Raw genomic sequence first — 25186 nt, forward strand, 5'->3', positions numbered from 1 at the left:
CGTGCACTGATGCAGGGCGCCGTCTGGCGGCTGGGGCCCGCTGTGGGGCACTCGACCCCGGTTCAAGGGTCTGAGTTAACGTTCTCGGCAGTTTCGGGAACGCCGACCAGCGCCGCTGGTTCGAGCTCTACCGCGGTCCGGGAGGCCGCCATGTATCGACGAAGCTTGATTACCGCTTTGATGACGTTGTCCCTCGCAGGTTGTTACGGAGGTTATTACGAATCAGAAAGCTACACGCAGCCGATCTATAGCAGTGGCTACAGCAGTGGTTACGTGTACGACAGCTACCGCCCGGTCGCTCCGGTGTACTCTGGGGCGGCGGTGTATTACTCCTCGCCGCGTTATTACTCGGGGCCTCGCTACTACGCGCCTCCACCCCGTTATTACGCCCCGCCACCGCGCTATTACGGGCCCGGATACGGTGGAGGACGTCCCGGCTACGGCGGTCGGCCCGGCTACGGTGGCGGCAACTGGAACGGGGGAGGCGGCGGGTACCACGGCGGTGGCGGCTATAACGGCGGCGGCTACCATGGCGGTGGCTCTGGCTACCGCCCACCGCCCCAGGGCCCGAGACCGGGAGGCGGATACGGCCCTGGGCCCGGCGGCGGCTGGCACGGCAACCCCGGCGGGGGAGGCGGCCCCGGTTCACGGCCTGGCGGATCAGGCGGAGGGCACCGGGGAGATGGTGGTTTCGGTCGCGGCGGACACGGCGGACCGGGCGGTGGCAACCGCTGAGTGATACAAGAACGGCGCTCCCAGGAGCGCCGTTTTTTATGGGGTTGAATGTATGACAGTGGCCATCAGGCAGTAATCAGTCCAATTGTAGGACCGGGCTTCAGCCGGGAAGAGGTCAGTGTGAGCACCCTCATATTTGCGGTGCAGCACCTGACGCCTTCCCGGCTAAAGCCAGTCCTACAGGGTCGACGCATTCCAATTGTAGGACCGGCTTCAGCCGGGAAGAGGTCAGTGTGAGCACCCTCACAGTTGCGGTGTAGCACCTGACGCCTTCCCGGCTAAAGCCAGTCCCACTAAGCGCGCGCGTTCCGGCAGTGACATGCATGAATGCCCAATCTCAATACTCCGACAAATCCGCCAACGGGTGCCTGCCTTCCCAGGCTTTCTCGAAGTGCGCGTCCACCACCGCCAGCGGGATCGTTGAAATGTCCTGCCAGTGCCAGTGCGGCTTTTGGTCCTTGTCGATCAGCCGCGCGCGGACACCCTCGGCGAAATCCGGATGCCTGCAGCAATTGAGGCTCATGGCGTATTCCATCTGAAAGACTTCGGCCAGCGACAGGTGGCGCGCCCGCTCGATCTGCTCCCAGACCAGATGCGCGGTCATCGGGCAGCCGTCGGTCAGGGTTTTCGCTGCCTTGGCCAGCAACAGGTCATCGGCATTGAGCTGGTGTTTCAAGGCATTCCAGGCGCTCGGCGCGTCGGCCACATCCAGTAACTCGTCGATGATTTCGCGACGTGGCAGCCATTGCGCGGCGGGCAACTGTTCCACGGCCTCCGATTGCAGGGCTCTGAACAGGCTGGTCAATTGCGCCTTCGTCTGTTCCTGCCAGTTAAGCTGAAGCAGCCGGTCGATCATCTCCTCTTGCTGATCATCCAGCAGGAAGCGATCGGCCAGGCCCAGATCCAGCGCGTCACGACCGTTGATGTGCGCGCCGGTCAATCCGAGAAACAGCCCCAACTTGCCCGGCAGTCGCGACAAAAACCAGCTGGCGCCGACATCAGGAAACAGGCCGATGCCGATCTCCGGCATTGCCAACCGGCTGCTCGGCGTGACCACGCGAATGTTCGCACCTTGCAGCAAACCCATTCCGCCGCCGAGCACATAGCCGTGGCCCCAGCAAATGAGCGGCTTGGGGTAGGTGTGCAGCGTGTAATCCAGTCGATATTCCGCCGCGAAAAACTGCGCGGCCAACGGCGGGACCGTGCCCGGCTGGCCACGCCCGGCCTCGACCAGCGCACGCACGTCGCCGCCGGCGCAGAACGCCCTTTCGCCATCGCCGCGCAGCAACACGCAGACGATCTGCGGATCGCTCGCCCACTCATTCAGGCGGTCTTGCAGCGCCAGAATCATCGGCAGCGACAGGGCGTTGAGGGATTTTTCCGCGTCCAGCGTGGCGATGCCCAGGCGGGCGCCGTCCGTTGCGGTGAGGGTTTCAAAATGCAGATTCATCGTGACCTCTTATCAGTGGTACGGGATCTATCGGGGATTGTGAGTCCTCTTAATGCCAGGAAGTTGCAAACCGGCGGGTGTGAACGAGTGTAGAAAGATCCGACGGCACCGCGCTGGAAATAATCAGCCACAATCCCTAAAGTTGCGCATCGCTTCTGCCGGATTGCACCATGACCAACGACGACCGCATCAAACTGGAGGCCAGCTGGAAACAGGCCCTACGTGAAGAATTCGAAAAGCCTTACATGAATGAACTGCGCGAGTTTCTGCGCCAGGAACACGCGGCGGGCAAGGAAATTTATCCGCCCGGGCCGTTGATCTTCAATGCCCTGAACTCGACGCCGCTGGATAACGTGAAAGTGGTCATCCTCGGTCAGGACCCTTACCACGGCCCGAATCAAGCCCACGGCCTGTGCTTCTCGGTGCAGCCGGGCGTGCCCACACCGCCTTCGCTGGTCAACATTTACAAAGAGCTCAAGCGCGACCTGAATATCGACATCCCCAACCACGGCTATCTGCAGTCCTGGGCCGATCAGGGCGTGCTGATGCTCAACACCACGCTCACTGTCGAACGCGCCAACGCTGCGTCCCATGCCGGCAAAGGCTGGCAGCATTTCACCGACAAGATCATCGAAACAGTGAGCGCCCATCAGCCGCATCTGGTGTTCTTGCTGTGGGGCGCACATGCCCAGAGCAAGAAAAAACTCATCGATGCGTCCAAGCACCTGATCCTGACGTCCGTGCACCCCTCACCGCTGTCGGCTTACAAAGGCTTTCTGGGGTGCGGGCATTTTGGGCTGACCAACAAATTCCTTGAGCAGAACGGTCTGGCGCCCATCGATTGGCGTTTGCCGGCCGTTGTCTGACACGGCACCCACCCTGTAGGAGCGTGGCTTGTCCCGCGATCGGCCGGGAACCGGTCGTGGAATCGGTGCCTGCGGTGGATCAGCAAGAAATCGATGGCAGACGTGCTGCCGCTGCGCGCCAGATCGCGGGACGAGCCACGCTCCTACAGTTTTGGTCCTGCGCAGGCTTTTCGATCCCAATACCGAAACAGCGGCTCCGCCAGAAACAACACAAACAACAGCCTCATCACCTGCATCGCCGTCACCAGCGGTACCGAAAGCTGCAGCACCTCTGCCGTCAGGCTCATTTCCGCAATGCCGCCCGGCATCATCCCCAGCGTCAATGAGCGCAAATCCAGGTGGGTGAGGGCGCTCAACCCCAATGCGCACAACGCAGCGATGCTCATGGTCAACGCCGTCCCTACCAGCGTGCGGCCGATGAACGATGGCGCACGCCGAAAGAACGCGCGGTTGAAGTGGCAGCCCAGACCGCTGCCAATCAGCCACTGCCCCATCTGGCTGCCGCCGTGGGGCAAACCGATGTGCAGATCGAAGCTGACGCTGATCACCGCGCTGATGAGCAGCGGCCCGAATAACCAGGGATTGGGTTGTTTCAGCCGCTCCCATCCCCAGGCCACCAACGCACCCAGTGGAAACAGCAGCATCAGCCACCGCCAGTCCACCACCGTCGCATGAGAAGGCGGGCCGCCGTCGCCCATCAGGTATTTGAAGATCGCCGGAACACACAGCACCACCGCCAGCACCCGCAGGCTTTGCCCGGCGGCGACGTTGCTGAGCACCGCGCCGTTGCGTGCGCCGAGGTTGACCATCTCGCCCGAGCCGCCGGGCATGCTGGAAAAAAACGCGGTGGCGCGGTCTTCGCCGGTGCGCAGCATCAGCCACACGCCCACCACGCTGGAGACGCTGGTGACCAGTGCACCGATGAAGATCAGGCCGAAGTGGGAAAGGACTTGTTCGATGACGACGGGGGTGAAGTGCAGGCCAATGCCGATGCCGACCACCTATTGGCCGCATTTGCGGCCGCCGGGAATTTCAGCCAGCTGCCAGGGCGTCAGGCAGCGAACCAGAATGATCGCCAGTAACGAGCCGACCATCCAGGGCAGGGGCCAGCCGACCTGACTGGCGAGAAATCCCCCCAGCAGGCCAACCAGCGGTGTGCCCCACCATGTGCGCAGTGGCCGTTCAGACATCGGCCAGCGCGCGACGCTGCCTGGAGCGTTTGCGCCAGATGCGGATCAGCGGGAACACCAGCATGAACGCCGTGACTACCCACATTCCCAGGGTGATCGGGCTGGACCACAGAATTTCCAGCCCGCCATTGGAAATCGACAAGGCGCGACGCAGGTTCTGCTCCATCAGTCCACCGAGGATAAAGCCCAGCAGAATCGGCGACAGCGGGAAATCCAGCTTGCGCAGGATGTAGCCGAAGATGCCGATGCCGACCATCAGGAACAGGTCGAACGTGGTGGCATGCACCGCGTAGACGCCGATCCCGGTGATGATGGCGATTACCGGCACCAGTGCCCAGTTCGGCACAGCCAGGATGCGGGTGAAGATGCGGATCATCGGAATGTTGAGGATCACCAGCATGATGTTGGCGACGAACAACGACGCGATCAGGCCCCAGACGATGTCCGGCTGTTGTTGGAACAACAGCGGCCCTGGCGTGATGTTGTACAGCGACAAGGCGCCGATCATCACTGCGGTGGTTCCCGAACCCGGTACGCCCAGCGTCAGCATCGGCACCAGCGCGCCGCAGGCCGTTGCGCCGATCGCGGTTTCCGGCGCAGCCAGACCGCGCATGTCGCCCTGTCCGAATTTACCGCTGGCGCCAGCGATACGCTTCTCGCTCATGTAGGTCACGGCACTGGCCAGCGTCGCGCCCGCGCCCGGCAGCACGCCCATGATGAAACCCATCAGACCGCAACGGATGTTCACCCAAAACACCGAGCTGGCTTCCTTGAAGTTGAACATCATGCGGCCTGTGGCTTTCACTGCTTCCTGGCCGCGATGGGTTTTCTCCAGCAGCAGCAGGATTTCACTGATCGAGAACAGCCCCAGCACCAGCACGACGAACTGAATGCCGTCAGCCAGATGGATGTTGTCGCCGGTGAAACGGTACACGCCGCTGTTGGCGTCGATACCGATGCTCGACAGAAACAGCCCGATGAGCGCCGCCACGAACGTCTTCAACGGCCGATCACCGGCCATGCCGCCCAGACAGACAATGGCAAAGACCATCAGCACGAAGTATTCCGCGGGCCCGAAGGCAATCGCCCATTTCGCCAACAGCGGCGCGAACATGACCATGCCGCAGGTGGCAATGAGCGCGCCGATGAACGAACTCCATGCTGACAGAGACAGCGCCACGCCCGCCATGCCCTGGCGCGCCATCGGGTAGCCGTCCAGCGCGGTCATGACGGTCGATGCTTCGCCCGGGATATTGAGCAGAATCGAGCTGATGCGACCGCCGTATTCGCAGCCCAGGTACACCGCGGCCAGCAGAATCAATGCTGACTCCGGCGGCAGGCCCAGGGCGAAGGCGATGGGGATCAACAGCGCCACGCCATTGATCGGGCCCAGGCCGGGCAGCAGGCCGACGACGGTGCCGATCAGCGTGCCGGACAGGGCAGTGATCAGATTGTAAGGGGTCAGCGCGACGCCGAAGCCCTGGCCAAGATAGCCGAGAGTGTCCATTTCAGTTCTCCAGAACGTCGAGCAGGCCGAGGGGCAGGGGCACATCCATCACTTTGTCGAACAGCACGTACAGCGCGATGCTCATCAAGGTGATGATCACGACACTGGGCAACCAGCGGCCGCCGTACAGGCGTGCCATGGGAATGCCAATCAGGATGCTGCTCAAGACAAAGCCCAACGGTTCGAACAACCCGGCGAACACCAGCAACAGCAGGGTGCAGATGCCGATTTTGATCAGCGTCGGACGGTCCAGCGCCGGTTCATCCTCCGTGTGCACGATCGGTGTCGGGCGAATCGCCATGTACAGCAGCGAGATCCCCATCAGCGCCAGCATCAGCAACGGGAACGCACGAGGGCCAACGGGCTCGTAGGAAAAAGGCGCCTGATAAGGCCAGGCCATCAGCGCCAGACCGATGCAGACCAGCAGCAGCACCGAGGCGAAAATTCGTTGTATTACCATGGAAAACTCCCGGGTCACGCCACCGCGCAGGCGGCGTGACCCTCAGTCAATCGAAGACCGGTCAATGCAGCTCAATCACTGGATCAGGCCGAATTCCTTGGCCAGCGTTTTGTACTCGGCAACGCGGGTTTTCACATACTTGTCGAGCTCGTCACCGGTCATGGCGAAGGGGAACAGCTCACGCTGATCACGCAACTTGGCGAAGTCTTCCGAGGCCAGCAGCTTGTCGAACGCCGCTTTCCACCAGTTGTAGTCTTCGTCCGACACCTTTGGCCCGAGGTAGAAGCCGCGCACCACCGGCCAGACAATGTCGTAGCCCTGCTCTTTGGCGGTCGGGATGTTTTTCATTTCCGGTTCGTCCAGACGCTGTTCGGAGAACACCGCCAGCAAGCGCATGTCACCACTGAGGATGTGCGGCATGGAGTCGGAAATGTCGGTAGAGCCCACCTGGATGTGGCCGCCGAGCAGAGCAGTGGCGATTTCACCGCCGCCTTCGAGGGCGACGTAACGCAGTTCACGCGGGTTGATGCCGGCAGCCTTGGCGATCAGCGCGGTCTGCATCCAGTCCTGGCTGCCCACGGTGCCGCCGGAGCCGATCACCACTTTGCCCGGGTCGGCCTTCAACGCTTTGACCAGATCGTCGAGGTTCTTGTAGGGCGAGTCGGCCTTGACTGCGATCGCGCCGTAGCTGGTGCCCACGGCAGCCAGCCAGCGAACGGCGTTCTCATCGAAACGGCCGAACTTGCCTTGGGCGAGGTTCAACAGCGAGCCGCTGGACCAGGCCACCAGCGTGCCGGCGTCGGCCGGGCGCTGAGCGACCACCGCGTTGTACGCCACGGCGCCAACGCCGCCCGGCATGTACGTGACGCGCATCGGTTTGGAGAGAATTTTCTCGTTGATGAGCGCGCTTTGCGCCAGTTTGCACGTGAGGTCGAAGCCGCCACCGGGCGAGGCCGGCGCGATGCATTCTGGGCGATTGGGCTCGGCGGCCCACAATTGGGTGGCCATCAGCATGCAGCTGGCGGCGACGCTGATATGGCGCAACGATAGGTTCATGGTCCGTCTCCAGAGGAGTTGTTGTTTTAATGGGGGCAGGCAGTTGTACGGCGGTCAGGCAGTCTTGCCACCGGGTCGCAAACGCGTGGACCGGCAAAATGCGGACGTGACGAAACACCGCGCAACGGGGTTGCGAGGCGAACAGTAAACACAACGGGATTCAGGCCGCACGTGGGCCGGGGATTGCAGTGATGGCATCACCGATGACTCCGATATTGTTTTTATTGTTGAAAACGCATCGAGGCGTTTTTCGTCAGAACCTGGCATCAGCGGCGTCATGCGGGACGCAATCGTGACAAGTCGTTGCCCGATCCTAATCAGCAAAGCTTTCATTAACCTTTCAACTCGCTTTCACGAAGCTTTCACCCGACCCACCGCAGCGTCGTTGCAGCTCAGCGCGACGGCGCTTGCGGCGTGCCGGGCCTTCACAGACAACGATGCCCCTGTAAACTCCGCCCATGAACTGCTCACTCGGGAGAAATCGATGCGTGTCCTGCTCGTCGAAGACCATCTGCAACTGGCTGAAAGTGTCGCGCTGGCGCTCAAGAGCAGCGGCCTGACCGTTGACGTTCTGCACGACGGCGTTGCAGCCGATCTGGCCTTGAGCAGCGAAGAATATGCCGTGGTGGTGCTGGATGTCGGCCTGCCGCGCATGGACGGCTTCGAAGTGCTGGCGCGTCTGCGGGCGCGGGCCAAGAACACGCCCGTGCTGATGCTGACGGCTCGCAGCGACGTCAAGGACAGAGTCCACGGGCTGAACCTGGGGGCCGACGACTACCTGGCCAAGCCTTTCGAACTCTCCGAGCTGGAAGCGCGGGTCAAGGCCTTGCTGCGGCGTAGCGTGCTCGGCGGTGAACGCCAGCAGCGCTGCGGCGAACTGGTCTATGACCTCGACACCCGCCGCTTTACCCTCGGTGAAGAACTGCTCACCCTGACCTCCCGCGAGCAGTCCGTGCTTGAGTCGTTGATCGCCCGTCCCGGCCGGGTCATGAGCAAGGAGCAACTGGCGGCGCAGGTGTTTGGTCTGGACGAAGAGGCCAGCGCCGACGCCATTGAGATCTACGTGCACCGTTTGCGCAAGAAGCTTGACGGCCACCCGATTGCCATCGTCACGTTCCGTGGCTTGGGGTATCTGCTGGAAAGCCGGGATGCTTAATCCGTTCCCCTCTGCGGAGAACAGCCTGCGCTGGCGCTTGCTGTGGAATCTGGGATTGCTGCTGGTGGTGCTCATGATCGCCAGCGGCATGAGCGCTTACTGGAACGGACGTGAAGCGGCAGACACGGCCTACGATCGAACCTTGCTGGCCTCGGCGCGGACCATCGCGGCCGGGTTGTCCGAGCACGACGGCACCCTCAGCGCCGACGTGCCTTACGTTGCGCTGGACACGTTCGCCTACGACAGCGCCGGACGTATCTACTACCAAGTCAACGACATTCACCAGAAGCTCATTTCGGGCTACGAAAACATCCCCGCGCCGCCGCCGGGCACGCCGCGCACCGACGCTTATCCGGCGTTGGCCAAGTTCTACAGCGCCCGTTATCAGGGCCAGGACGTGCGCGTGGTCAGCCTGCTCAAGGCCGTGAGCGAGCCGAACATGAACGGCATGGCCGAAATTCGCGTCGCTGAAACCGAAGAAGCCCGGGTGGACATGGCCCAGGCGCTGATGGCGGACACCTTGCTGCGTCTGGGCATGCTCGGCGGCGGCGCATTGCTGCTGGTCTGGTTCACGGTGAGCGCCGCATTGCGGCCGCTGGACCGCCTGCGCACGGCGGTGGAAGAGCGCCAGCCCGACGACCTGCGCTCGCTGCCGCTGGTCGAAGTGCAGCACGAGTTGCGCCCGCTGGTCAGCTCCCTGAACCATTTCACCGAGCGGCTGCGCATGCAGTTTGAGCGTCAGGCGCAATTCATCGCCGACGCCGCCCATGAACTGCGCACACCGCTGGCCGCGTTGAAGGCTCGACTGGAGCTGGGGCTGCGTGACCAAGAGCCCGCGGCGTGGCGTAACACCCTGGAAAGCGCCGCCGCCGGCACTGACAAACTGACTCATCTGGCCAACCAGTTGTTGTCACTGGCACGCATCGAAAATGGCGCGCGGGCGATAGCCGAGGGCGGCGCGCAGTTGCTTGACCTCAGCCAGCTGGCGCGGGAACTGGGCATGGCCATGGCGCCCCTGGCCCACGCCCAGGGGGTTGCATTGGCACTTGAAGCCGACCAGCCGGTATGGATGCGCGGCGAACCGACGTTGCTCAATGAACTCCTCAGCAATCTGGTGGATAACGCGCTCGCCCACACGCCAGCCGGTGGCAACGTGATCTTGCGTGTCCACGCACCCTGCACACTCGAAGTCGAGGACGACGGGCCCGGCATCCCGGCGCACGAGCGCGATCGAGTGTTTGAGCGCTTTTACCGGCGCAACCAGCAAAGCAAAGGTTCGGGCCTGGGGTTAGCCATCGTCGGAGAAATCTGCAGGGCGCATTTGGCGCGCATCACTTTGCATGACGGGGCAGAGCGGGGCTTGAAGGTGAGGGTAAGCTTTGTGGTGCCGGACTCGGGGCTCGTGGGGCTGGTTTGATCCGGGCACGCCTGAAGCGATCAATACAGCAGCGTCATCGCCTCGTTCATCTCGTTGATCAGCGCACCGTCGGCCATGTTGAGGCCCAGCTGCGCCACGGCCGGCACTGACTGAAAGTGCAGGTTCGAGTAGGGCGTGCCGTTCATTTCATGAATGTGAATCGTCGCCACCTGCACCAGATCCACGTAGTCAGCCTGATCCGAAACACGGCTGAAATTCTGGAATTGACGTGGCACGATGGCCAGTGCGTCCGGGAAGTCCCAGGAGCGCAGCAGCCGTTCGCCGATGACCGGGTGAATACGTTCGATGACGTGATTGAGGCTGATCGGGTCGGCGAGCAACTCGTAGTTGTCTTCGGCGTAGGTCAGGATCGGCAGCACGCCGATCAGGTGAATGAGTCCGGCGAGCGTGGCTTTGTCGGCCTTCAGCCGCGCACTGCGATAGCTCAGGACATTGCTGACCCCGGCCACTTGCATGCTGAGTTTCCAGATGTCGCGCATTTTGGTTTCGACAACGTCTGACTTGGCGTGAAACATCTGCTCGACCACCAGGCCGATGGCCAGATTGCAGCTGTAGTTCACGCCCAGACGTCGAACCGCCGTCAGTACATCGCTGACTTCAAAGTTGGGTCGAAGCAGGGGGCTGTTGACGACTTTGATCAATCGGGCGGAGAGCGCAGTGTCGCTGCCGATGACCTTGCTCAGCGCAGCAATGGAGATTTCCGAGTCTTCCGCCGCCAGCCGGATCCTCAATGCGACTTCAGGGAGCGTTGGCAGGAACAGAGCATCCTTGTCGATCGCCTTGATCAGATCCCTCTGCACTTCGTCAGCCATGCTACTCATATTGGATCTCTGGAAACTACATTCCGGCCAACCGCCGCGCACTCGAGGCCACGGCGATGACAAATACGCTGACGTCTTGCACAAGCTTCAAACGGGTTCAACGCTGTGTTTCGAGCTTCGCGTCGAGAGTGTATGGCAATTCGCTTAATTGCAGGGGTTCGCCGTCTGCTGCGCCAAGGTGAATGTTGCCATTCTCCGCCGCATCCGCCTGCAGGACCGCCAGCAGTTCGATGCCGGCATCAGACCGGGCGGCGATCACAACGTTGCCTACTGCACTCGAATGCACGGGGGACCACAATGCAGCGCCCGGTTCAGGCAGGTCAGCGCCGGCCATGGTCAGGCGATACAGTCGGCGTTTCAGCTTGCCGAGGTATTGCATCCGCGCAACGATTTCCTGGCCGGTGTAGCAGCCTTTCTTGAAACTCACACCGCCCACGGCTTGCAGGTTGATCATCTGCGGAATCAATTCTTCGCGGGTCTGCCCGAACACTTGGCCGATGCCGGCGCGGATCTGCCCCAGCAGCCAGTCGTTGAGCGGGGCTTCAGGCAGGTGCGCCATCAAACGGCTGCGCACGTCATCGGCCTGATCGGCGCGTACCCATAACTCGGCGCGGGCAGGGGAGACACGAACGGCGATGAGGTCATTGGCGCGGACCACCGAGTCGGTTTCCTGGGGAAGATCGAGCCCAAGGCTGACCAGCGCGCCGTCGCCGGCCTGCAAGCCGAATCGCACCCAGGAGGCGCTTTCGTCCGTCAATTTGGATTTGGAAAAGACGGCGTATTTCTTCAAGTCGAGCAACTGTGCCTCGATCAGCTCGCTGGCCATTGCCAGCAGTACGCCGTCGCCTTCAAGCAGAATGCGGAAGCTGGACTGCATGCGCCCCTTCTGCGTGCACCGCGCCCCGAGGGTGGCTTTGGCTTCGCTGAGGTAATCGATGTTGCAAGTCAGTTGGCCTTGCAGGAATTTACCGGCATCCACGCCGCGGACGGCGAGCACACCTTCGTGGGACAGGGGGCAGAAAAATGCTGGAGCGGCCATGAGTCATCGCAGGGGTAGAAGTCTGGGGCACCATCATAGTGCCGCGTGTCGTTAATGGGTATACGCAAAAAGCTGCGACCAACTGCAAGTACGCCCCAAGACGATGCGCCTGTATACTCGCCGGCAAATTCGAGGAGCCCTCCATGGTCGAAGATGTTGAACTCAATCGCCTCTTTTGGCACAGCCGTCGCGGCATGCTGGAGCTGGACGTGTTGCTGGTGCCTTTCGTCAAAGAAGTCTATCCGACGCTCGACAAGGTCGATCGCGACCTCTATGTCCGCCTGCTGACCTGCGAAGACCAGGACATGTTCGGCTGGTTCATGCAGCGCGGCGAATCGCAAGACCCGGAGCTGCAGCGCATGGTTCGGATGATTCTGGATCGTGTCCAGCCGAAGTGATCGTTTCGAATGCCGTTGGCAACCCTCGCGGGCGCTGCTGACGGCGTACCTCGTCACGCAAGTTCTTGCACTGGCGTCGATCTGTTTCCTGGCCATTCCCCTGTGGGCAAAGGCCATCGGCGCACTGCTTTGCCTGTTGCACGCCTCGCGGTTCCTTGGCCCCAGCATTTTGCTTGATCGCCCGCACTCTCTCACCGGGTTGCGTCGCGACAGCGGCGGTTGGTCGTTGTGGAGCGAGGAGGGCGGTTGGCAACCTGTGCAGCTTCGTCCCGACAGCCTGGCACTGCCGCACATGGTTGTGCTGCGTTTCAAGATGGTCAGCGGCCATTGGCTGCGCCGTGTGTGGGTACGCAGCTTGTGCATTCCGGCAGGCGCCATGACGCCGGACGGCCATCGACGCTTGCGCTTGCGGCTGCGCTTCAGCCGGCGAAGGTGGGCGGCACCAGAATAGTGTCCAGTGCTTCGGGCAGCATGTCCGGATAATCCAGCGTGTAGTGCAGCCCGCGGCTTTCCTTGCGCGCCATCGCCGACGCAATCGTCAGCTCTGCCACCTGGGCCAGGTTGCGCAGCTCGATCAAATCACGACTGACTTTGTAGTTGCTGTAAAACTCGTCGATCTCGTCCAGCAACAGCCGCACCCGATGTTGTGCGCGCTGGAGACGTTTGTTGGTGCGCACGATGCCCACGTAATCCCACATGAAGCGCCGCAGCTCATCCCAGTTGTGGGCGATGATCACGTCTTCGTCGGAGTCGGTGACCTGACTCGAATCCCATGCCGGCAGGTTCTGCGGCTGCGGAACTTGTTCTAGCTGAGCAACGATGTCCGCCGCCGCCGAGCGGGCGTACACGAAGCACTCCAGCAGTGAGTTGCTGGCCATGCGGTTGGCGCCGTGCAGGCCCGTAAAGCTGGTCTCGCCGATGGCGTACAGGCCGGGCACATCGGTGCGGCCCTGTTGATCTACCAGAACACCGCCACAGGTGTAGTGCGCCGCCGGGACCACCGGAATCGGCTGACGTGTAATGTCGATGCCGAACGTAAGGCAGCGCTCGTAGACGGTCGGGAAGTGGTCCTTGATGAAGGCTTCGGGCTTATGGCTGATGTCGAGGAATACGCAGTCGGCGCCCAAGCGTTTCATCTCGTGGTCAATGGCGCGGGCAACGATGTCGCGCGGCGCCAGTTCGGCGCGCGGGTCAAAGCGCGGCATGAAGCGCTCGCCGTTCGGCAGCTTCAGATAAGCGCCTTCGCCACGAAGGGCTTCGGTGATCAGAAAACTCTTGGCTTGCGGGTGGTACAGGCAGGTGGGGTGAAACTGGTTGAATTCCAGATTGCCCACACGACAGCCCGAGCGCCAGGCCATCGCGATACCATCCCCGCACGCGCCGTCGGGGTTGCTGGTGTAGAGATAGACCTTCGCCGCGCCGCCCGACGCCAGGATGGTGAAACGCGCGCTGTGCGTGTCCACCTCGCCGGTCGAACGATCCAGTACGTAGGCGCCCAGGCAGCGCTGCCCTCCCAGGCCCAGCCGCGACTCGGTAATTAGATCAACCGCCACGCGCTGTTCCAGCAGTTCGATGTTGGGGCGTGCCTTGGCCTGCTCCAGCAGCGTACGGAAAATGGCCGCTCCGGTGGCATCTGCGGCGTGGATGATCCGGCGGTGGCTGTGGCCGCCCTCGCGCGTGAGGTGAAACCCGAATCCACCTTCGACGATGGTCGCCGGGTCATCCCTGGTGAACGGTACGCCAAGGTCGATCAGCCACTGGATGGCCTCGCGACTGTGCTCGACGGTAAACCGGACCGCGTCCTCGTTGCACAGGCCGCCTCCCGCGTTAAGTGTGTCCTCGACGTGGGACTCGACGGTGTCGGCGTCATCGAGCACTGCGGCAACGCCGCCCTGGGCCCAGAAAGTCGAACCGTTCGCCAGATCGCCTTTGCTGAGGACCGCCACGCGCAGATGCGCGGGCAACGTCAACGCAAGGCTCAAACCGGCCGCGCCGGAGCCTATTACCAATACGTCGTGGTGGAAATGCTGACTCATCTCGGCTTCCGGCGTCTAAATGGCCACTAGTATAAGCAAGGTTGGAACGGCACAATGGCCGCGCTTTATGGCTACGGTGAATCACGGTGGGACCGGAGTGTGCGCCACCCCGCGAAGTCCTGCACCCCGTTTGATGGGCCCGATCTTTCCTACAGCGCCATACGGATTGAGTCCCACAACTGACGGGGCGTGTGTCCTACGCCCATTAATGAACGATGGGAACTTTTCCTAAGCTCGCACGTTCAATAGTGGGTTGCCCATAAAGGAACAGCGTCGACGTTGTGCACTGGCGGTTTTCAGCCAATACCAGCGGTTTTGACGACAAGATTATTTACGCAGCCGACCTGGTTCGAGCGGCGTTTTCCGTGCGGGCAGCAGACGCTCGCCGGAAACTTGCTTGAAGGGGGGAGAACTTTTGCTTAAAGCCCGAGTCTATGTTTGCAAGCCTGCGAAAGAGCCGATGCGATGCTCCTTTAAGCTTTATGAGGAGTGTTCATGCTAACCCAGGAAGAAGATCAGCAGCTGGTTGAACGCGTACAGCGCGGCGACAAGCGAGCGTTTGATCTGCTAGTGGTGAAATATCAGCACAAGATTCTTGGGTTGATCGTGAGATTCGTCCACGACACCCATGAAGCCCAGGACGTTGCGCAAGAGGCGTTTATCAAAGCCTACCGCGCACTTGGTAACTTCCGCGGGGACAGTGCGTTTTACACGTGGCTGTACCGTATCGCCATTAACACGGCGAAGAACTATCTGGTGTCGCGAGGTCGGCGGCCGCCGGACAGCGATGTCAGATCCGAAGACGCGGAGTTCTATGATGGCGATCACGGCCTCAAGGACATCGAGTCTCCAGAACGGGCATTGTTGCGGGATGAGATCGAGGGCACCGTCCACCGAACCATCCAGCTACTGCCAGAAGATTTGCGTACAGCTTTAACGTTGCGTGAGTTTGACGGTCTGAGTTACGAAGACATTGCCAGTGTCATGCAATGTCCGGTTGGCACCGTGCGCTCTCGCATTTTTCGCGCTCGGGAAGCCATCGATAAAGCCTTGCAACCTCTGTTGCAGGAATCCTGAGACAGCGGCGATAGCCACAAGAGAGGAACCGCCATGAGTCGTGAAGCCCTGCAGGAATCGCTGTCCGCGGTGATGGATAACGAAGCGGACGAATTGGAACTGCGTCGCGTGCTTAGCGCCATTGAAGATGCGGACACTCGAGCCACCTGGTCGCGTTATCAGATTGCTCGTGCAGCGATGCATAAAGAATTACTGATCCCTCATCTGGACATTTCGGCCGCTGTCGCTGCCGGTATTGCCGATGAAGTCAGCCCCCTGAAGGCGGGCCGCGGCCCTTGGCGCACCCTCGGCCGTCTGGCCGTAGCCGCCTCGGTGACCGTTGCGGTCCTGGCCGGTGTACGTTTGTACAACCAGGACGAGATTGCAGGGGCACAGTTGGCTCAGCAGTCGCAGCCGTCGACCAACGTCGCAATGCCTCAGGCCAAAGGCCCGGCAGTGCTGGCAGGTTACACCGAGGGCGAACAGTCCCCAGGTCCGATGGCAAGCGGTGTGCTGCAGAACCAGGCCGGCTGGCATGATCAGCGTCTGCCAGGTTACTTGCGTCAGCACGCACAGCAGGCAGCCATGAAAGGCGCCGAAGGCGCACTGCCATACGCTCGCGCTGCAAGCCTGGAAAACCGTTAAGGAGGATCATGCGCGCCATCCCTCTAGTGCCGCTTCTGCTTGGTGGATGGCTGGTCCTTCCAGCTCATGCCGACGACGCGCAAGACCAGTTGAAGCGTCTTGCGCAGGCTGAGCAACAGCAGAGCTATACCGGCACATTCGTTTACGAGCGTAGCGGAAGCTTTTCCACTCACCGGATCTGGCAACGCGTCACCGACGGCAAGGTCCGGGAGCATCTTCTTCAACTGGACGGCTCTCCTCAGGAAGTGCTGCGCGTCGACGGGGTAACCCAGTGCGTCAGCGGAACCCTTGAGGACGGAGTCTCCAGCGTTCCCGATTCCCCGGCCCGAGCATTCGATGCTGCCAGGTTATCCGCCTGGTATGACATCAAGCAGGCGGGCACTTCACGTGTCGCCGGGCGTCTGGCCAATGTCGTGACGCTGACCCCGCGGGATCAGCACCGTTACGGCATCGAACTGCACCTTGACACTGAAACCGGCTTGCCGTTGAAGTCTTTGTTGCTCAGCGACAAGGGCCAGCTGCTCGAGCGTTTTCAGTTCACCGACCTCAACACGTCGCAGGCGCTGACGGATCAAATGTTGTCACCGGGTGCAGATTGCAAAGCGGTGGAAGTGGCGAAAGCCAAAGCTGACAGCCCCAGGCAGAAGGTTGCGTGGCGGTCGGACTGGCTGCCACCCGGTTTTGATCTAAGCAGTGCTGCGGCGCGAAAAGACCCGGATTCGAAGAGTCTGGTGACGAGTCTGATGTTTGACGACGGCATCGCCCGCTTTTCCGTCTTCGTCGAGCCGGTCACCGGAGCCGCGGTGACGGATATTCGCACCCAGTTGGGCCCGACCGTGGCTGTCTCTCGCCGTGTCACAACGCCAAAGGGCGACGCAATGGTGACGGTGGTCGGAGAAATCCCTATCGGGACAGCCGAGCGCATCGCGTTGTCCATGCGGGACGACGCTGCGGTTACGGGCAAAAACTGATTCTGCACGCTGGTGATGCCCACGATGAAAAAGGTTTCATTTTGGCCGTTTCACGCTCGAAAGCCTTAAAACAGGGGCTTCACTGGTGATGTTGAAATGTTTAGTGAGCTTTGTCGGTTGCAATCGCCAGTGTTTTTTTCTATAGGTCACAGCTTCGCAGCTGTGGCCTTTGTTGTTTCAGGGTCCAGGAAACTGGAGCAGATACAGGTGTTGCAGGAAACTGCGGCATACAGATGCTTCGCGAGCCTGCGGGCTCGTACCGCTTAATCATGCTCGTTGTAAACGGGAGCCATATGTCGATACCACGCTTGAAACCCTACCTGGCCTGGATGGCCGCTGTGCTGATGCTTGGCCAGGCACTGACTGCTCAGGCCGAAGCGCTGCCAGATTTCACCTCCCTTGTGGAGCAGGCTTCCCCTGCGGTCGTTAACATCAGTACGCGTCAGAAATTGCCGGATCGCGCGGTGGCGCAGGGTCAGATGCCTGACCTTGAAGGGCTGCCGCCGATGCTGCGTGAATTCCTGGAGCGCAGCACGCCGCCGGGCTCACGAGCGCCAGGTAGCGGCAAGGGTGATCGTCAGCGTGAAGCGCAGTCGTTGGGCTCGGGCTTCATCATTTCGGCGGACGGTTTCATCCTGACCAACAACCACGTGATTGATGGCGCCGACGAAATTCTCGTGCGTCTTTCCGATCGCAGTGAGATGAAGGCCAAGTTGATCGGCACCGATCCTCGTACCGACGTCGCGGTTCTGAAGATTGATGGCAAGGACCTTCCTACCGTCAAGCTGGGCAACTCCGACAAGTTGAAAGTCGGCGAGTGGGTGCTGGCAATCGGTTCGCCGTTTGGCTTCGATCACTCAGTGACCAAAGGTATCGTCAGTGCCAAGGGCCGCAGCCTGCCGAATGACACCTATGTGCCGTTCATCCAGACCGACGTAGCGATCAACCCGGGTAACTCGGGTGGCCCGCTGTTCAACATGGCCGGCGAAGTGGTGGGGATCAACTCGCAGATTTTCACCCGTTCCGGTGGCTTCATGGGGCTGTCGTTCGCGATCCCGATTGATGTGGCGATGGACGTTGCCAATCAGCTCAAGGCAAGCGGCAAGGTCAACCGTGGCTGGCTGGGTGTGGTGATTCAGGAAGTGAACAAAGACCTGGCAGAGTCCTTCGGTCTGGACAAGCCGGCCGGCGCGCTGGTCGCCCAAGTGCTTGAAGATGGCCCGGCCGCCAAAGGCGGTCTGCAAGTCGGGGATGTGATCCTGAGCGCCAACGGCACCCCGATTGTTATGTCGGCAGACTTGCCGCATCTGATTGGCAACCTGAAGGACGGCAGCAAGGCCGAGCTCGAAGTGATCCGTGACGGCAAGCGTCAGAAGCTCACCGTGACCGTGGGCGCGTTGCCGGCCGAAGGTGAAGAGATGGGCGCGGCTGACGCGGGTGTCGAGCGCAGCAGCAATCGCCTAGGGGTCTCGGTGGTGGATCTGACCGCCGAGCAGATGAAGTCGCTGGACTTGAAGGGCGGCGTTGTCATCAAGGACGTTCAGGACGGTCCGGCTTCGCTGATCGGTCTGCAGGCTGGCGATGTCATCACTCACCTGAACAACCAGGCGATCACTTCGTCGAAGCAGTTCACTGAAGTGGCCAAGGACCTGCCGAAGAACCGTTCGGTGTCCATGCGTGTGCTGCGTCAGGGTCGTGCGACGTTCATTACGTTCAAACTGGCGGAATAAAGCGTCGGTCAAAGTGAAAAAGGAGCGGTCTGACCGCTCCTTTTTTTGTACCCGTCTCGGGCATGGCGCACAGCGTCCGCGCGTGAACGTGACGCCTGAACGTTCCTTCAGGTACAATTCCCGGCTATTTTTGGCGGGCAGTCTGCCTGCGACCATTTTCGAGTGTTGATCCGTGAGTGATTTGAGTCATATCCGCAATTTCTCCATCATCGCCCACATTGACCATGGCAAGTCGACGCTGGCTGACCGTTTCATCCAGATGTGCGGCGGCCTCACCGAGCGCGAAATGGAAGCTCAGGTGCTTGATTCCATGGACCTGGAGCGTGAGCGGGGGATCACGATCAAGGCCCACAGCGTCACCCTTTATTACAAGGCGAAGGACGGGATCACCTACCAGCTCAACTTCATTGACACCCCGGGGCACGTTGACTTCACTTACGAAGTCAGCCGCTCGCTGGCAGCGTGTGAAGGCGCCTTGTTGGTGGTCGATGCCGGCCAGGGCGTAGAAGCCCAGTCCGTCGCCAACTGCTACACCGCCATTGAACAGGGCCTGGAAGTCATGCCGGTCCTGAACAAGATTGACCTGCCTCAGGCCGATCCGGACCGCGTCAAAGAAGAAATCGAAAAGATCATCGGCATCGATGCCACCGACGCTGTGGTCTGTAGCGCCAAAACCGGTCTGGGCGTTGACGAAGTGCTTGAGCGCCTGGTCCAGACCATTCCCGCGCCGACCGGCAACATCGAAGACCCCTTGCAAGCCCTGATCATCGACTCCTGGTTCGACAACTACCTGGGCGTCGTGTCCCTGGTGCGTGTGCGCCACGGCCGCGTGAAGAAGGGCGACAAGATTCTGGTCAAGTCGACCGGCAAAATGCACCTGGTCGACAGCGTGGGCGTGTTCAATCCCAAGCACAGCGCAACCGCCGATCTGAAAGCCGGTGAAGTAGGCTTCATCATCGCCGGCATCAAGGACATTCACGGCGCGCCAGTCGGCGACACCCTGACCTTGAGCACCACCCCGGACGTCGCGGTGCTGCCAGGCTTCAAGCGTATCCAGCCGCAGGTCTACGCCGGTCTGTTCCCGGTCAGCTCCGATGATTTCGAAGATTTCCGCGACGCGCTGCAGAAGCTGACGCTGAACGACTCATCGTTGCAGTACTCGCCGGAAAGCTCCGACGCGCTGGGCTTCGGCTTCCGCTGTGGCTTCCTCGGCATGCTGCACATGGAGATCATTCAGGAGCGCCTGGAGCGCGAGTACGACCTGGACCTGATCACCACTGCGCCGACCGTAATCTTCGAACTGCTACTGAAGACCGGTGAAACCATTTACGTCGACAACCCGTCGAAACTGCCAGACCTGTCCACCATCGAGGACATGCGCGAGCCGATCGTACGGGCGAACATTCTTGTGCCTCAAGAGCACCTGGGCAACGTCATTACGCTGTGCATCGAGAAGCGTGGCGTTCAGCACGACATGCTCTTCCTCGGGACGCAGGTGCAAGTGACCTACGACTTGCCGATGAACGAAGTGGTGCTGGACTTCTTCGACCGTCTGAAGTCGACCAGCCGCGGTTACGCGTCACTGGATTACCATTTTGATCGTTATCAATCGGCCAATCTGGTGCGTCTGGACGTGATGATCAACGGCGATAAGGTCGACGCTCTGGCGCTGATCGTGCACCGTGACAACGCGGCCTATAAAGGCCGCGCGTTGACTGAAAAGATGAAAGAGCTGATCCCTCGTCAGATGTTCGACGTGGCAATCCAGGCCGCCATTGGCGGTCAGATTATCGCGCGTACAACCGTCAAGGCGCTCAGAAAGAACGTACTGGCTAAATGTTATGGCGGCGACGTCAGCCGTAAGCGCAAACTGCTCGAGAAGCAGAAAGCCGGTAAGAAACGCATGAAGCAGGTCGGCAATGTGGAAATTCCACAAGAAGCTTTCCTTGCAGTGCTCAGGTTGGAATAGTCAGGCCCTATGTCACTAAATTTCCCGCTGTTGCTGGTCGTCGCCGTTTTTGTCTGCGGTTTGCTGGCCCTGTTCGATCTGATCATATTGGCGCCGCGTCGGCGTAACGCGATAGCGAACTATCAGGGCAGCGTGAGCCAGCCTGATGTCGCGGTCGTGGAGCGGCTGAACAAGGAGCCGTTTCTGGTCGAATACGGCAAGTCGTTCTTTCCGGTGTTGTTCATCGTTCTGGTGCTGCGCTCGTTTCTGGTCGAGCCGTTCCAGATCCCTTCGGGCTCGATGAAACCGACACTGGACGTGGGCGATTTCATCCTGGTCAACAAGTTCTCGTACGGCATTCGCCTGCCCGTGATCGACCTCAAGGTCATCCCGGTGGGGGACCCGCAGCGTGGCGACGTGATGGTGTTTCGCTACCCAAGCGACCCGAACGTCAACTACATCAAGCGTGTGGTCGGCCTGCCCGGGGATGTGATTCGCTACACCAACGACAAGCAGTTGTTCGTCAATGGTCAGCTGGTGGCCAAGCAGTTGATCGGCTCGGAGCCGGGCACGCTCGGCAGCGCGGAGCTATACAACGAGAAGCTGGGCGAGGTGGAACACCAGATCCGTCAGGAAATGAGCCGCTACCGCGCGCCGCCTGACCATGAATGGACCGTTCCCGCCGCGCACTACTTCATGATGGGCGACAACCGCGACAATTCGAACGACAGCCGCTACTGGGATGACCCCAATATTCCCAAGGACGAGCTGGGCATGGTCCCCGACAGGAACATCGTCGGCAAGGCCTTTGCGGTCTGGATGAGCTGGCCTGAACCCAAGCTCAGCCACTTTCCGAACTTCTCGCGAGTCGGTCTGATCAAGTAATCGATGCGGCGCTGCCACTGGCAGCGCCGTATGTCATTCAGGGCCATGTTTGCGTGGCTGATCTCGCAGGTGAAAGGAAAGGGCTACTCTTGAACGCAACCATGACGTCTGCCGGTCCGCAAAAAGGGCTGTCGTTCATCGGCTGGCTGGTGCTGCTGGCGATTCTGGCTTTCGCTGCAAGTGCTGCCGCCAAGATCGTGCCGCATTACCTGGATTACCTGTCGTTAAAGAAAATCATCGAAAGTGCCGGGACTGACCGCGCGGCAGACATCACCAACACCGGCGAGCTTTACGCCTATGTGGCCAAAGGCATGCAGGTCAATAACATTCGGGATTTGGATTTGAACAAGGCGTTAACTGTGACGACGGAGAACAACAGGTTCCTCGCCCATTTGAACTACGAAAAACGTGAGCCACTGATCCAGAACATCGATCTGGTGGTCAAGTTCGACCACGAATTCAGCGTGGGTAAACCGTGAGCGTTTCATTAAGTCGCCTGGAGCGTCAGCTCGGCTATACCTTCAAGGATCAGGAACTGATGATCCTGGCCCTCACTCACCGCAGTTTTGCCGGACGCAACAACGAGCGTCTGGAATTCCTGGGTGATGCCATTCTGAACTTCGTCGCAGGCGAAGCGCTGTTCGAGCGGTTTCCGCAAGCGCGCGAAGGCCAGCTGTCCCGTCTGCGCGCACGTCTGGTGAAAGGAGAGACCCTTGCGCTGCTGGCGCGCGGTTTCGATCTGGGCGAGTACCTGCGCCTTGGCTCGGGTGAGCTGAAGAGCGGCGGCTTTCGCCGCGAGTCTATTCTGGCCGACGCCCTGGAAGCCCTGATCGGTGCGATCTACCTTGACGCCGGCATGGACATGGCGCGCGATCGCGTGCTCGCCTGGCTGGCCAGCGAGTTCGAAACCCTGACGCTGGTCGACACCAACAAAGACCCCAAAACACGGCTGCAGGAATTCCTTCAGTCACGCGCCTGCGATCTGCCCCGGTACGAAGTGGTGGATATCCAGGGCGAACCGCATTGCCGAATCTTCTTCGTCGAATGCGAGATCTCTTTATTGAATGAAAAAAGCCGGGGACAAGGTGTCAGCCGTCGCATTGCCGAACAGGTAGCAGCGGCCGCAGCCCTTATCGCCCTGGGTGTGGAGAATGGCAATGACTGATTCACCTGCAACACGCTGTGGCTATGTTGCCATTGTTGGCCGGCCAAACGTGGGCAAGTCGACACTGCTGAACCACATCCTTGGTCAGAAACTGGCGATTACATCGCGCAAGCCACAGACCACGCGCCACAACATGCTCGGCATCAAAACCGAAGGCGCCGTGCAGGCGGTCTACGTCGATACGCCCGGCATGCACAAAAACAGCGATAAAGCACTGAATCGCTACATGAACAAGACCGCCTCGGCGGCGTTGAAAGACGTCGATGTGGTGATCTTCGTGGTCGATCGCACCAAGTGGACCGAAGAAGACCAGATGGTCCTCGAGCGCGTCCAGTACGTGACCGGCCCGTTGATCGTAGCCCTGAACAAGACCGATCGCATCGAAGACAAGAGTGCGCTGATGCCGCACTTGTCCTGGCTGCAGGAGCAACTGCCGAACGCTCAGATCATCCCGATCTCGGCGCAGCAGGGGCATAACCTGGAAGCGTTGGAGAAGGTCATTGCGGATCATCTGCCGGAGAACGAGCATTTCTTCCCGGAAGATCAGATCACCGACCGCAGCAGCCGTTTTCTGGCGGCGGAACTGGTGCGCGAGAAGATCATGCGTCAACTCGGCGCCGAGCTCCCTTATCAAATCACCGTCGAGATCGAGCAATTCAAGCAGCAGGGCAAGACGCTCCACATCCACGCGCTGATTCTGGTCGAGCGCGACGGGCAGAAGAAGATCATCATTGGCGACAAGGGCGAGCGCATCAAGCGCATCGGCTCGGACGCGCGCCGTGACATGGAAGTGCTGTTCGACTCCAAGGTCATGCTCAATCTGTGGGTCAAGGTCAAAGGCGGCTGGTCCGATGACGAGCGCGCGTTGCGTTCGCTGGGTTACGGCGACTTGTAATACGGCGGCACTGCTGTTGTGGGAGACGCCCTGTTGGCCAGATCCCACGCGCTCGTGCAGCACATGCAACCCTGTGGGAGTGAGTTTGCTCACGAAGACGGCATTTCAGTCGCTGAAGATTTAGCGCATGAACCTGGCTCTTCGCGAGCGAGCTCGCTCCCACAGTCGTTTCAGATTGCCCGTCGGGCCGCGTTCTTTCATTGAGATAGCAATGTCACAGACCCCACCTGTCGGTCAGCTCGCCTATGTGTTGCACAGCCGTGCGTACCGCGAAAACAGCGCGCTGGTCGATTTCATCACCCCGCAGGGTCGCCTGCGCGCGGTGTTGCGCAGCGCTCGGGGGAAAGCGGGAACAATGGCGCGGCCGTTCGTGCCGCTGGAAGTCGAATTTCGCGGCCGCGGCGAGCTGAAAAACGTGGGGCGCATGGAAGGCGCCGGCATTGCCGCTTGGCTTGAAGGCGATGCGCTGTTCAGCGGCCTCTATCTCAACGAGCTGCTGATCCGTCTGCTGCCCGCCGAAGACCCGCACCCGGGCGTGTTCGAGCATTACGCAGCAACGCTGGTGGCCCTGGCCGAAGGGCGCGCGCTGGAACCATTGCTGCGTTCGTTCGAATGGCGTCTGCTGGATGATCTGGGTTATGGATTTGCCCTGGACGCGGACATCAACGGCGATCCGCTTGCCACCGACGGCATGTACCGCCTTCAAGTGGACGCGGGTCTTGAGCGGGTGTATCTGTTTCAGCCGGGCCTGTTTCAAGGCGCGGAACTGCAGGCGATGGCTGAGGCGGACTGGAGTTCACCGGGCGCGTTGTCCGCGGCCAAGCGGTTGATGCGCCAGGCGTTGGCCGTGCATCTGGGCGGACGCCCGCTGGTCAGCCGTGAATTGTTTCGCAAACTCTAGCGTCCTGCGGCACAAACCTAGAAAATCCTTCTTTCGCAGGCGCAATCAGCCCCCAAATGGCCGGCCCCGCTCAAGTAATCAGGAGAACCCCGTGACCCACAGCACCCGCATTCTGCTCGGCGTGAACATCGACCACGTTGCCACCCTGCGACAGGCCCGCGGGACGCGCTATCCCGATCCGGTCAAAGCGGCGCTGGACGCTGAGGAAGCAGGCGCCGACGGCATTACCGTGCATTTGCGTGAGGACCGTCGGCACATCCAGGAGCGCGATGTTCTGCTGCTCAAAGACGTGCTGCAGACGCGCATGAATTTCGAGATGGGTGTCACCGAAGAGATGATCGCATTCGCCGAGCGCATCCGGCCGGCTCATATCTGCCTGGTCCCGGAAACCCGTCAGGAATTGACCACTGAGGGCGGGCTCGATGTCGCCGGTCAAGAGGCGCGCATCAAGGCGGCGGTCGAGCGGCTGTCGGCCATTGGCAGCGAAGTGTCGTTGTTCATCGACGCGGACGAGCGTCAGATTGCGGCCTCGGCCCGTGTCGGTGCGCCGGCCATCGAACTGCACACAGGCCGTTATGCCGATGCCGAAACCCCGGCGGCCGTGGCTGAAGAACTCAAGCGCATTGCCGACGGCGTCGCTTTCGGTGTGGCCCAAGGGTTGATCGTCAACGCCGGACACGGCCTGCACTACCACAACGTTGAAGCCGTCGCAGCGATAAAGGGCATCAACGAATTGAACATCGGCCACGCGCTGGTGGCCCATGCCTTGTTTGTCGGCTTCAAATCGGCAGTGTCGGAGATGAAGGCGCTGATCCTGGCGGCGGCGGATGCTGCTCGC

The 25186-nt window shown here is 60.8% G+C and carries 24 protein-coding genes and 1 pseudogene; 17 read left to right on the forward strand and 8 right to left on the reverse strand.

Features of this window, described 5'->3' with window-relative positions; translation table 11 throughout:
* Positions 1-150 precede the first annotated feature (150 nt).
* Positions 151-735 carry a hypothetical protein gene (locus VF672_RS11630; RefSeq protein WP_331104748.1) on the forward strand — a complete coding sequence of 195 codons (585 nt, stop codon included), beginning with the start codon at positions 151-153 and terminating at the stop codon, positions 733-735.
* A gap of 337 nt (positions 736-1072) precedes the next feature.
* Here VF672_RS11630 and VF672_RS11635 read toward each other — a convergent pair whose 3' ends face one another.
* Positions 1073-2185, reverse strand: coding sequence for an enoyl-CoA hydratase/isomerase family protein (locus tag VF672_RS11635; protein WP_331104749.1), 1113 nt, complete (start codon positions 2183-2185; stop codon positions 1073-1075).
* Between the two features lie 170 nt (positions 2186-2355).
* Here VF672_RS11635 and ung point away from each other — a divergent pair, with 170 nt between their 5' ends.
* Positions 2356-3051 carry a uracil-DNA glycosylase gene (ung, locus tag VF672_RS11640; RefSeq protein WP_331104750.1) on the forward strand — a complete coding sequence of 232 codons (696 nt, stop codon included), beginning with the start codon at positions 2356-2358 and terminating at the stop codon, positions 3049-3051.
* Positions 3052-3194: 143 nt separating this feature from the next.
* Here ung and VF672_RS11645 read toward each other — a convergent pair.
* The 4 genes and pseudogenes from VF672_RS11645 to VF672_RS11660 form a co-directional block, all read right to left on the reverse strand.
* Positions 3195-4241, reverse strand: a pseudogene (locus VF672_RS11645) (AbrB family transcriptional regulator).
* Complete coding sequence (locus tag VF672_RS11650) at positions 4234-5748, reverse strand: tripartite tricarboxylate transporter permease (RefSeq protein ID WP_331104751.1); 1515 nt, start codon at positions 5746-5748, stop codon at positions 4234-4236. The pseudogene VF672_RS11645 and the gene VF672_RS11650 overlap by 8 nt, the downstream one beginning before the upstream one ends.
* A 1-nt stretch (position 5749) precedes the next feature.
* Positions 5750-6208, reverse strand: coding sequence for a tripartite tricarboxylate transporter TctB family protein (locus tag VF672_RS11655; protein WP_331104752.1), 459 nt, complete (start codon positions 6206-6208; stop codon positions 5750-5752).
* Between the two features lie 75 nt (positions 6209-6283).
* Entirely contained in the window at positions 6284-7264 is a 981-nt protein-coding gene (locus tag VF672_RS11660; protein ID WP_331104753.1) for a tripartite tricarboxylate transporter substrate binding protein, read from the reverse strand.
* Positions 7265-7748: 484 nt separating this feature from the next.
* On the opposite strand from VF672_RS11660, the gene VF672_RS11665 reads away from it, so the two are divergent.
* The gene (locus VF672_RS11665) at positions 7749-8420 is read left to right on the forward strand and encodes a response regulator (protein ID WP_331104754.1); all 672 of its coding nucleotides are present in this window, start codon (positions 7749-7751) and stop codon (positions 8418-8420) included.
* Complete coding sequence (locus tag VF672_RS11670) at positions 8413-9837, forward strand: sensor histidine kinase (protein ID WP_331104755.1); 1425 nt, start codon at positions 8413-8415, stop codon at positions 9835-9837. Before VF672_RS11665 ends, VF672_RS11670 begins: the two co-directional genes overlap by 8 nt.
* A 20-nt stretch (positions 9838-9857) precedes the next feature.
* Here VF672_RS11670 and VF672_RS11675 read toward each other — a convergent pair whose 3' ends face one another.
* Together VF672_RS11675 and VF672_RS11680 are read right to left on the reverse strand one after the other, a co-directional pair.
* Complete coding sequence (locus VF672_RS11675; RefSeq protein ID WP_331104756.1) at positions 9858-10679, reverse strand: HDOD domain-containing protein; 822 nt, start codon at positions 10677-10679, stop codon at positions 9858-9860.
* 97 nt (positions 10680-10776) lie between these two features.
* On the reverse strand, positions 10777-11718 hold the full coding sequence (locus VF672_RS11680) for a folate-binding protein YgfZ (protein WP_331104757.1): 942 nt from the start codon (positions 11716-11718) through the stop codon (positions 10777-10779).
* A 143-nt stretch (positions 11719-11861) separates the two neighbouring features.
* Here VF672_RS11680 and VF672_RS11685 point away from each other — a divergent pair, with 143 nt between their 5' ends.
* Together VF672_RS11685 and VF672_RS11690 are read left to right on the forward strand one after the other, a co-directional pair.
* Entirely contained in the window at positions 11862-12116 is a 255-nt protein-coding gene (locus VF672_RS11685) for a succinate dehydrogenase assembly factor 2 (RefSeq protein ID WP_331104758.1), read from the forward strand.
* Positions 12100-12567, forward strand: a complete 468-nt coding sequence (locus VF672_RS11690) for a protein YgfX (RefSeq protein WP_331104759.1) — start codon at positions 12100-12102, stop codon at positions 12565-12567. Before VF672_RS11685 ends, VF672_RS11690 begins: the two co-directional genes overlap by 17 nt.
* Here VF672_RS11690 and nadB read toward each other — a convergent pair.
* Positions 12536-14152, reverse strand: a complete 1617-nt coding sequence (gene nadB, locus VF672_RS11695) for an L-aspartate oxidase (RefSeq protein ID WP_331104760.1) — start codon at positions 14150-14152, stop codon at positions 12536-12538. The two genes, VF672_RS11690 and nadB, sit on opposite strands and share 32 nt — an antisense overlap.
* A gap of 495 nt (positions 14153-14647) precedes the next feature.
* Between nadB and rpoE the strand changes: the two genes are divergently transcribed.
* The 11 genes from rpoE to pdxJ form a co-directional block, all read left to right on the forward strand.
* Positions 14648-15229, forward strand: coding sequence for an RNA polymerase sigma factor RpoE (rpoE, locus tag VF672_RS11700; RefSeq protein ID WP_268797658.1), 582 nt, complete (start codon positions 14648-14650; stop codon positions 15227-15229).
* Between the two features lie 33 nt (positions 15230-15262).
* Positions 15263-15853, forward strand: coding sequence for a sigma-E factor negative regulatory protein (locus VF672_RS11705; protein WP_331104761.1), 591 nt, complete (start codon positions 15263-15265; stop codon positions 15851-15853).
* 8 nt (positions 15854-15861) lie between these two features.
* Entirely contained in the window at positions 15862-16824 is a 963-nt protein-coding gene (locus VF672_RS11710; protein ID WP_331104762.1) for a MucB/RseB C-terminal domain-containing protein, read from the forward strand.
* A 293-nt stretch (positions 16825-17117) separates the two neighbouring features.
* Complete coding sequence (locus VF672_RS11715) at positions 17118-18554, forward strand: DegQ family serine endoprotease (protein WP_414705597.1); 1437 nt, start codon at positions 17118-17120, stop codon at positions 18552-18554.
* A gap of 172 nt (positions 18555-18726) precedes the next feature.
* Positions 18727-20523: a translation elongation factor 4 gene (gene lepA / locus VF672_RS11720; protein WP_331104763.1), complete on the forward strand. Its 1797-nt coding sequence runs from the start codon at positions 18727-18729 to the stop codon at positions 20521-20523.
* Between the two features lie 9 nt (positions 20524-20532).
* Positions 20533-21387 carry a signal peptidase I gene (gene lepB, locus VF672_RS11725; protein ID WP_331104764.1) on the forward strand — a complete coding sequence of 285 codons (855 nt, stop codon included), beginning with the start codon at positions 20533-20535 and terminating at the stop codon, positions 21385-21387.
* A 101-nt stretch (positions 21388-21488) separates the two neighbouring features.
* On the forward strand, positions 21489-21866 hold the full coding sequence (locus tag VF672_RS11730) for a DUF4845 domain-containing protein (protein WP_331104770.1): 378 nt from the start codon (positions 21489-21491) through the stop codon (positions 21864-21866).
* The gene (gene rnc, locus VF672_RS11735) at positions 21863-22552 is read left to right on the forward strand and encodes a ribonuclease III (protein ID WP_037014347.1); all 690 of its coding nucleotides are present in this window, start codon (positions 21863-21865) and stop codon (positions 22550-22552) included. The genes VF672_RS11730 and rnc overlap by 4 nt, the downstream gene beginning before the upstream one ends.
* On the forward strand, positions 22545-23447 hold the full coding sequence (gene era / locus VF672_RS11740) for a GTPase Era (RefSeq protein ID WP_074888856.1): 903 nt from the start codon (positions 22545-22547) through the stop codon (positions 23445-23447). The genes rnc and era overlap by 8 nt, the downstream gene beginning before the upstream one ends.
* Positions 23448-23658: 211 nt before the next feature.
* Entirely contained in the window at positions 23659-24348 is a 690-nt protein-coding gene (gene recO, locus VF672_RS11745) for a DNA repair protein RecO (RefSeq protein ID WP_331104765.1), read from the forward strand.
* A 91-nt stretch (positions 24349-24439) separates the two neighbouring features.
* Positions 24440-25186, forward strand: a 747-nt coding sequence (gene pdxJ / locus VF672_RS11750) for a pyridoxine 5'-phosphate synthase (protein ID WP_331104766.1), incomplete at its 3' end; no start/stop codon positions are given.

The sequence above is a fragment of the Pseudomonas sp. genome (assembly GCF_036387035.1).
In the GTDB taxonomy this organism is placed as follows: Bacteria; Pseudomonadota; Gammaproteobacteria; order Pseudomonadales; family Pseudomonadaceae; genus Aquipseudomonas.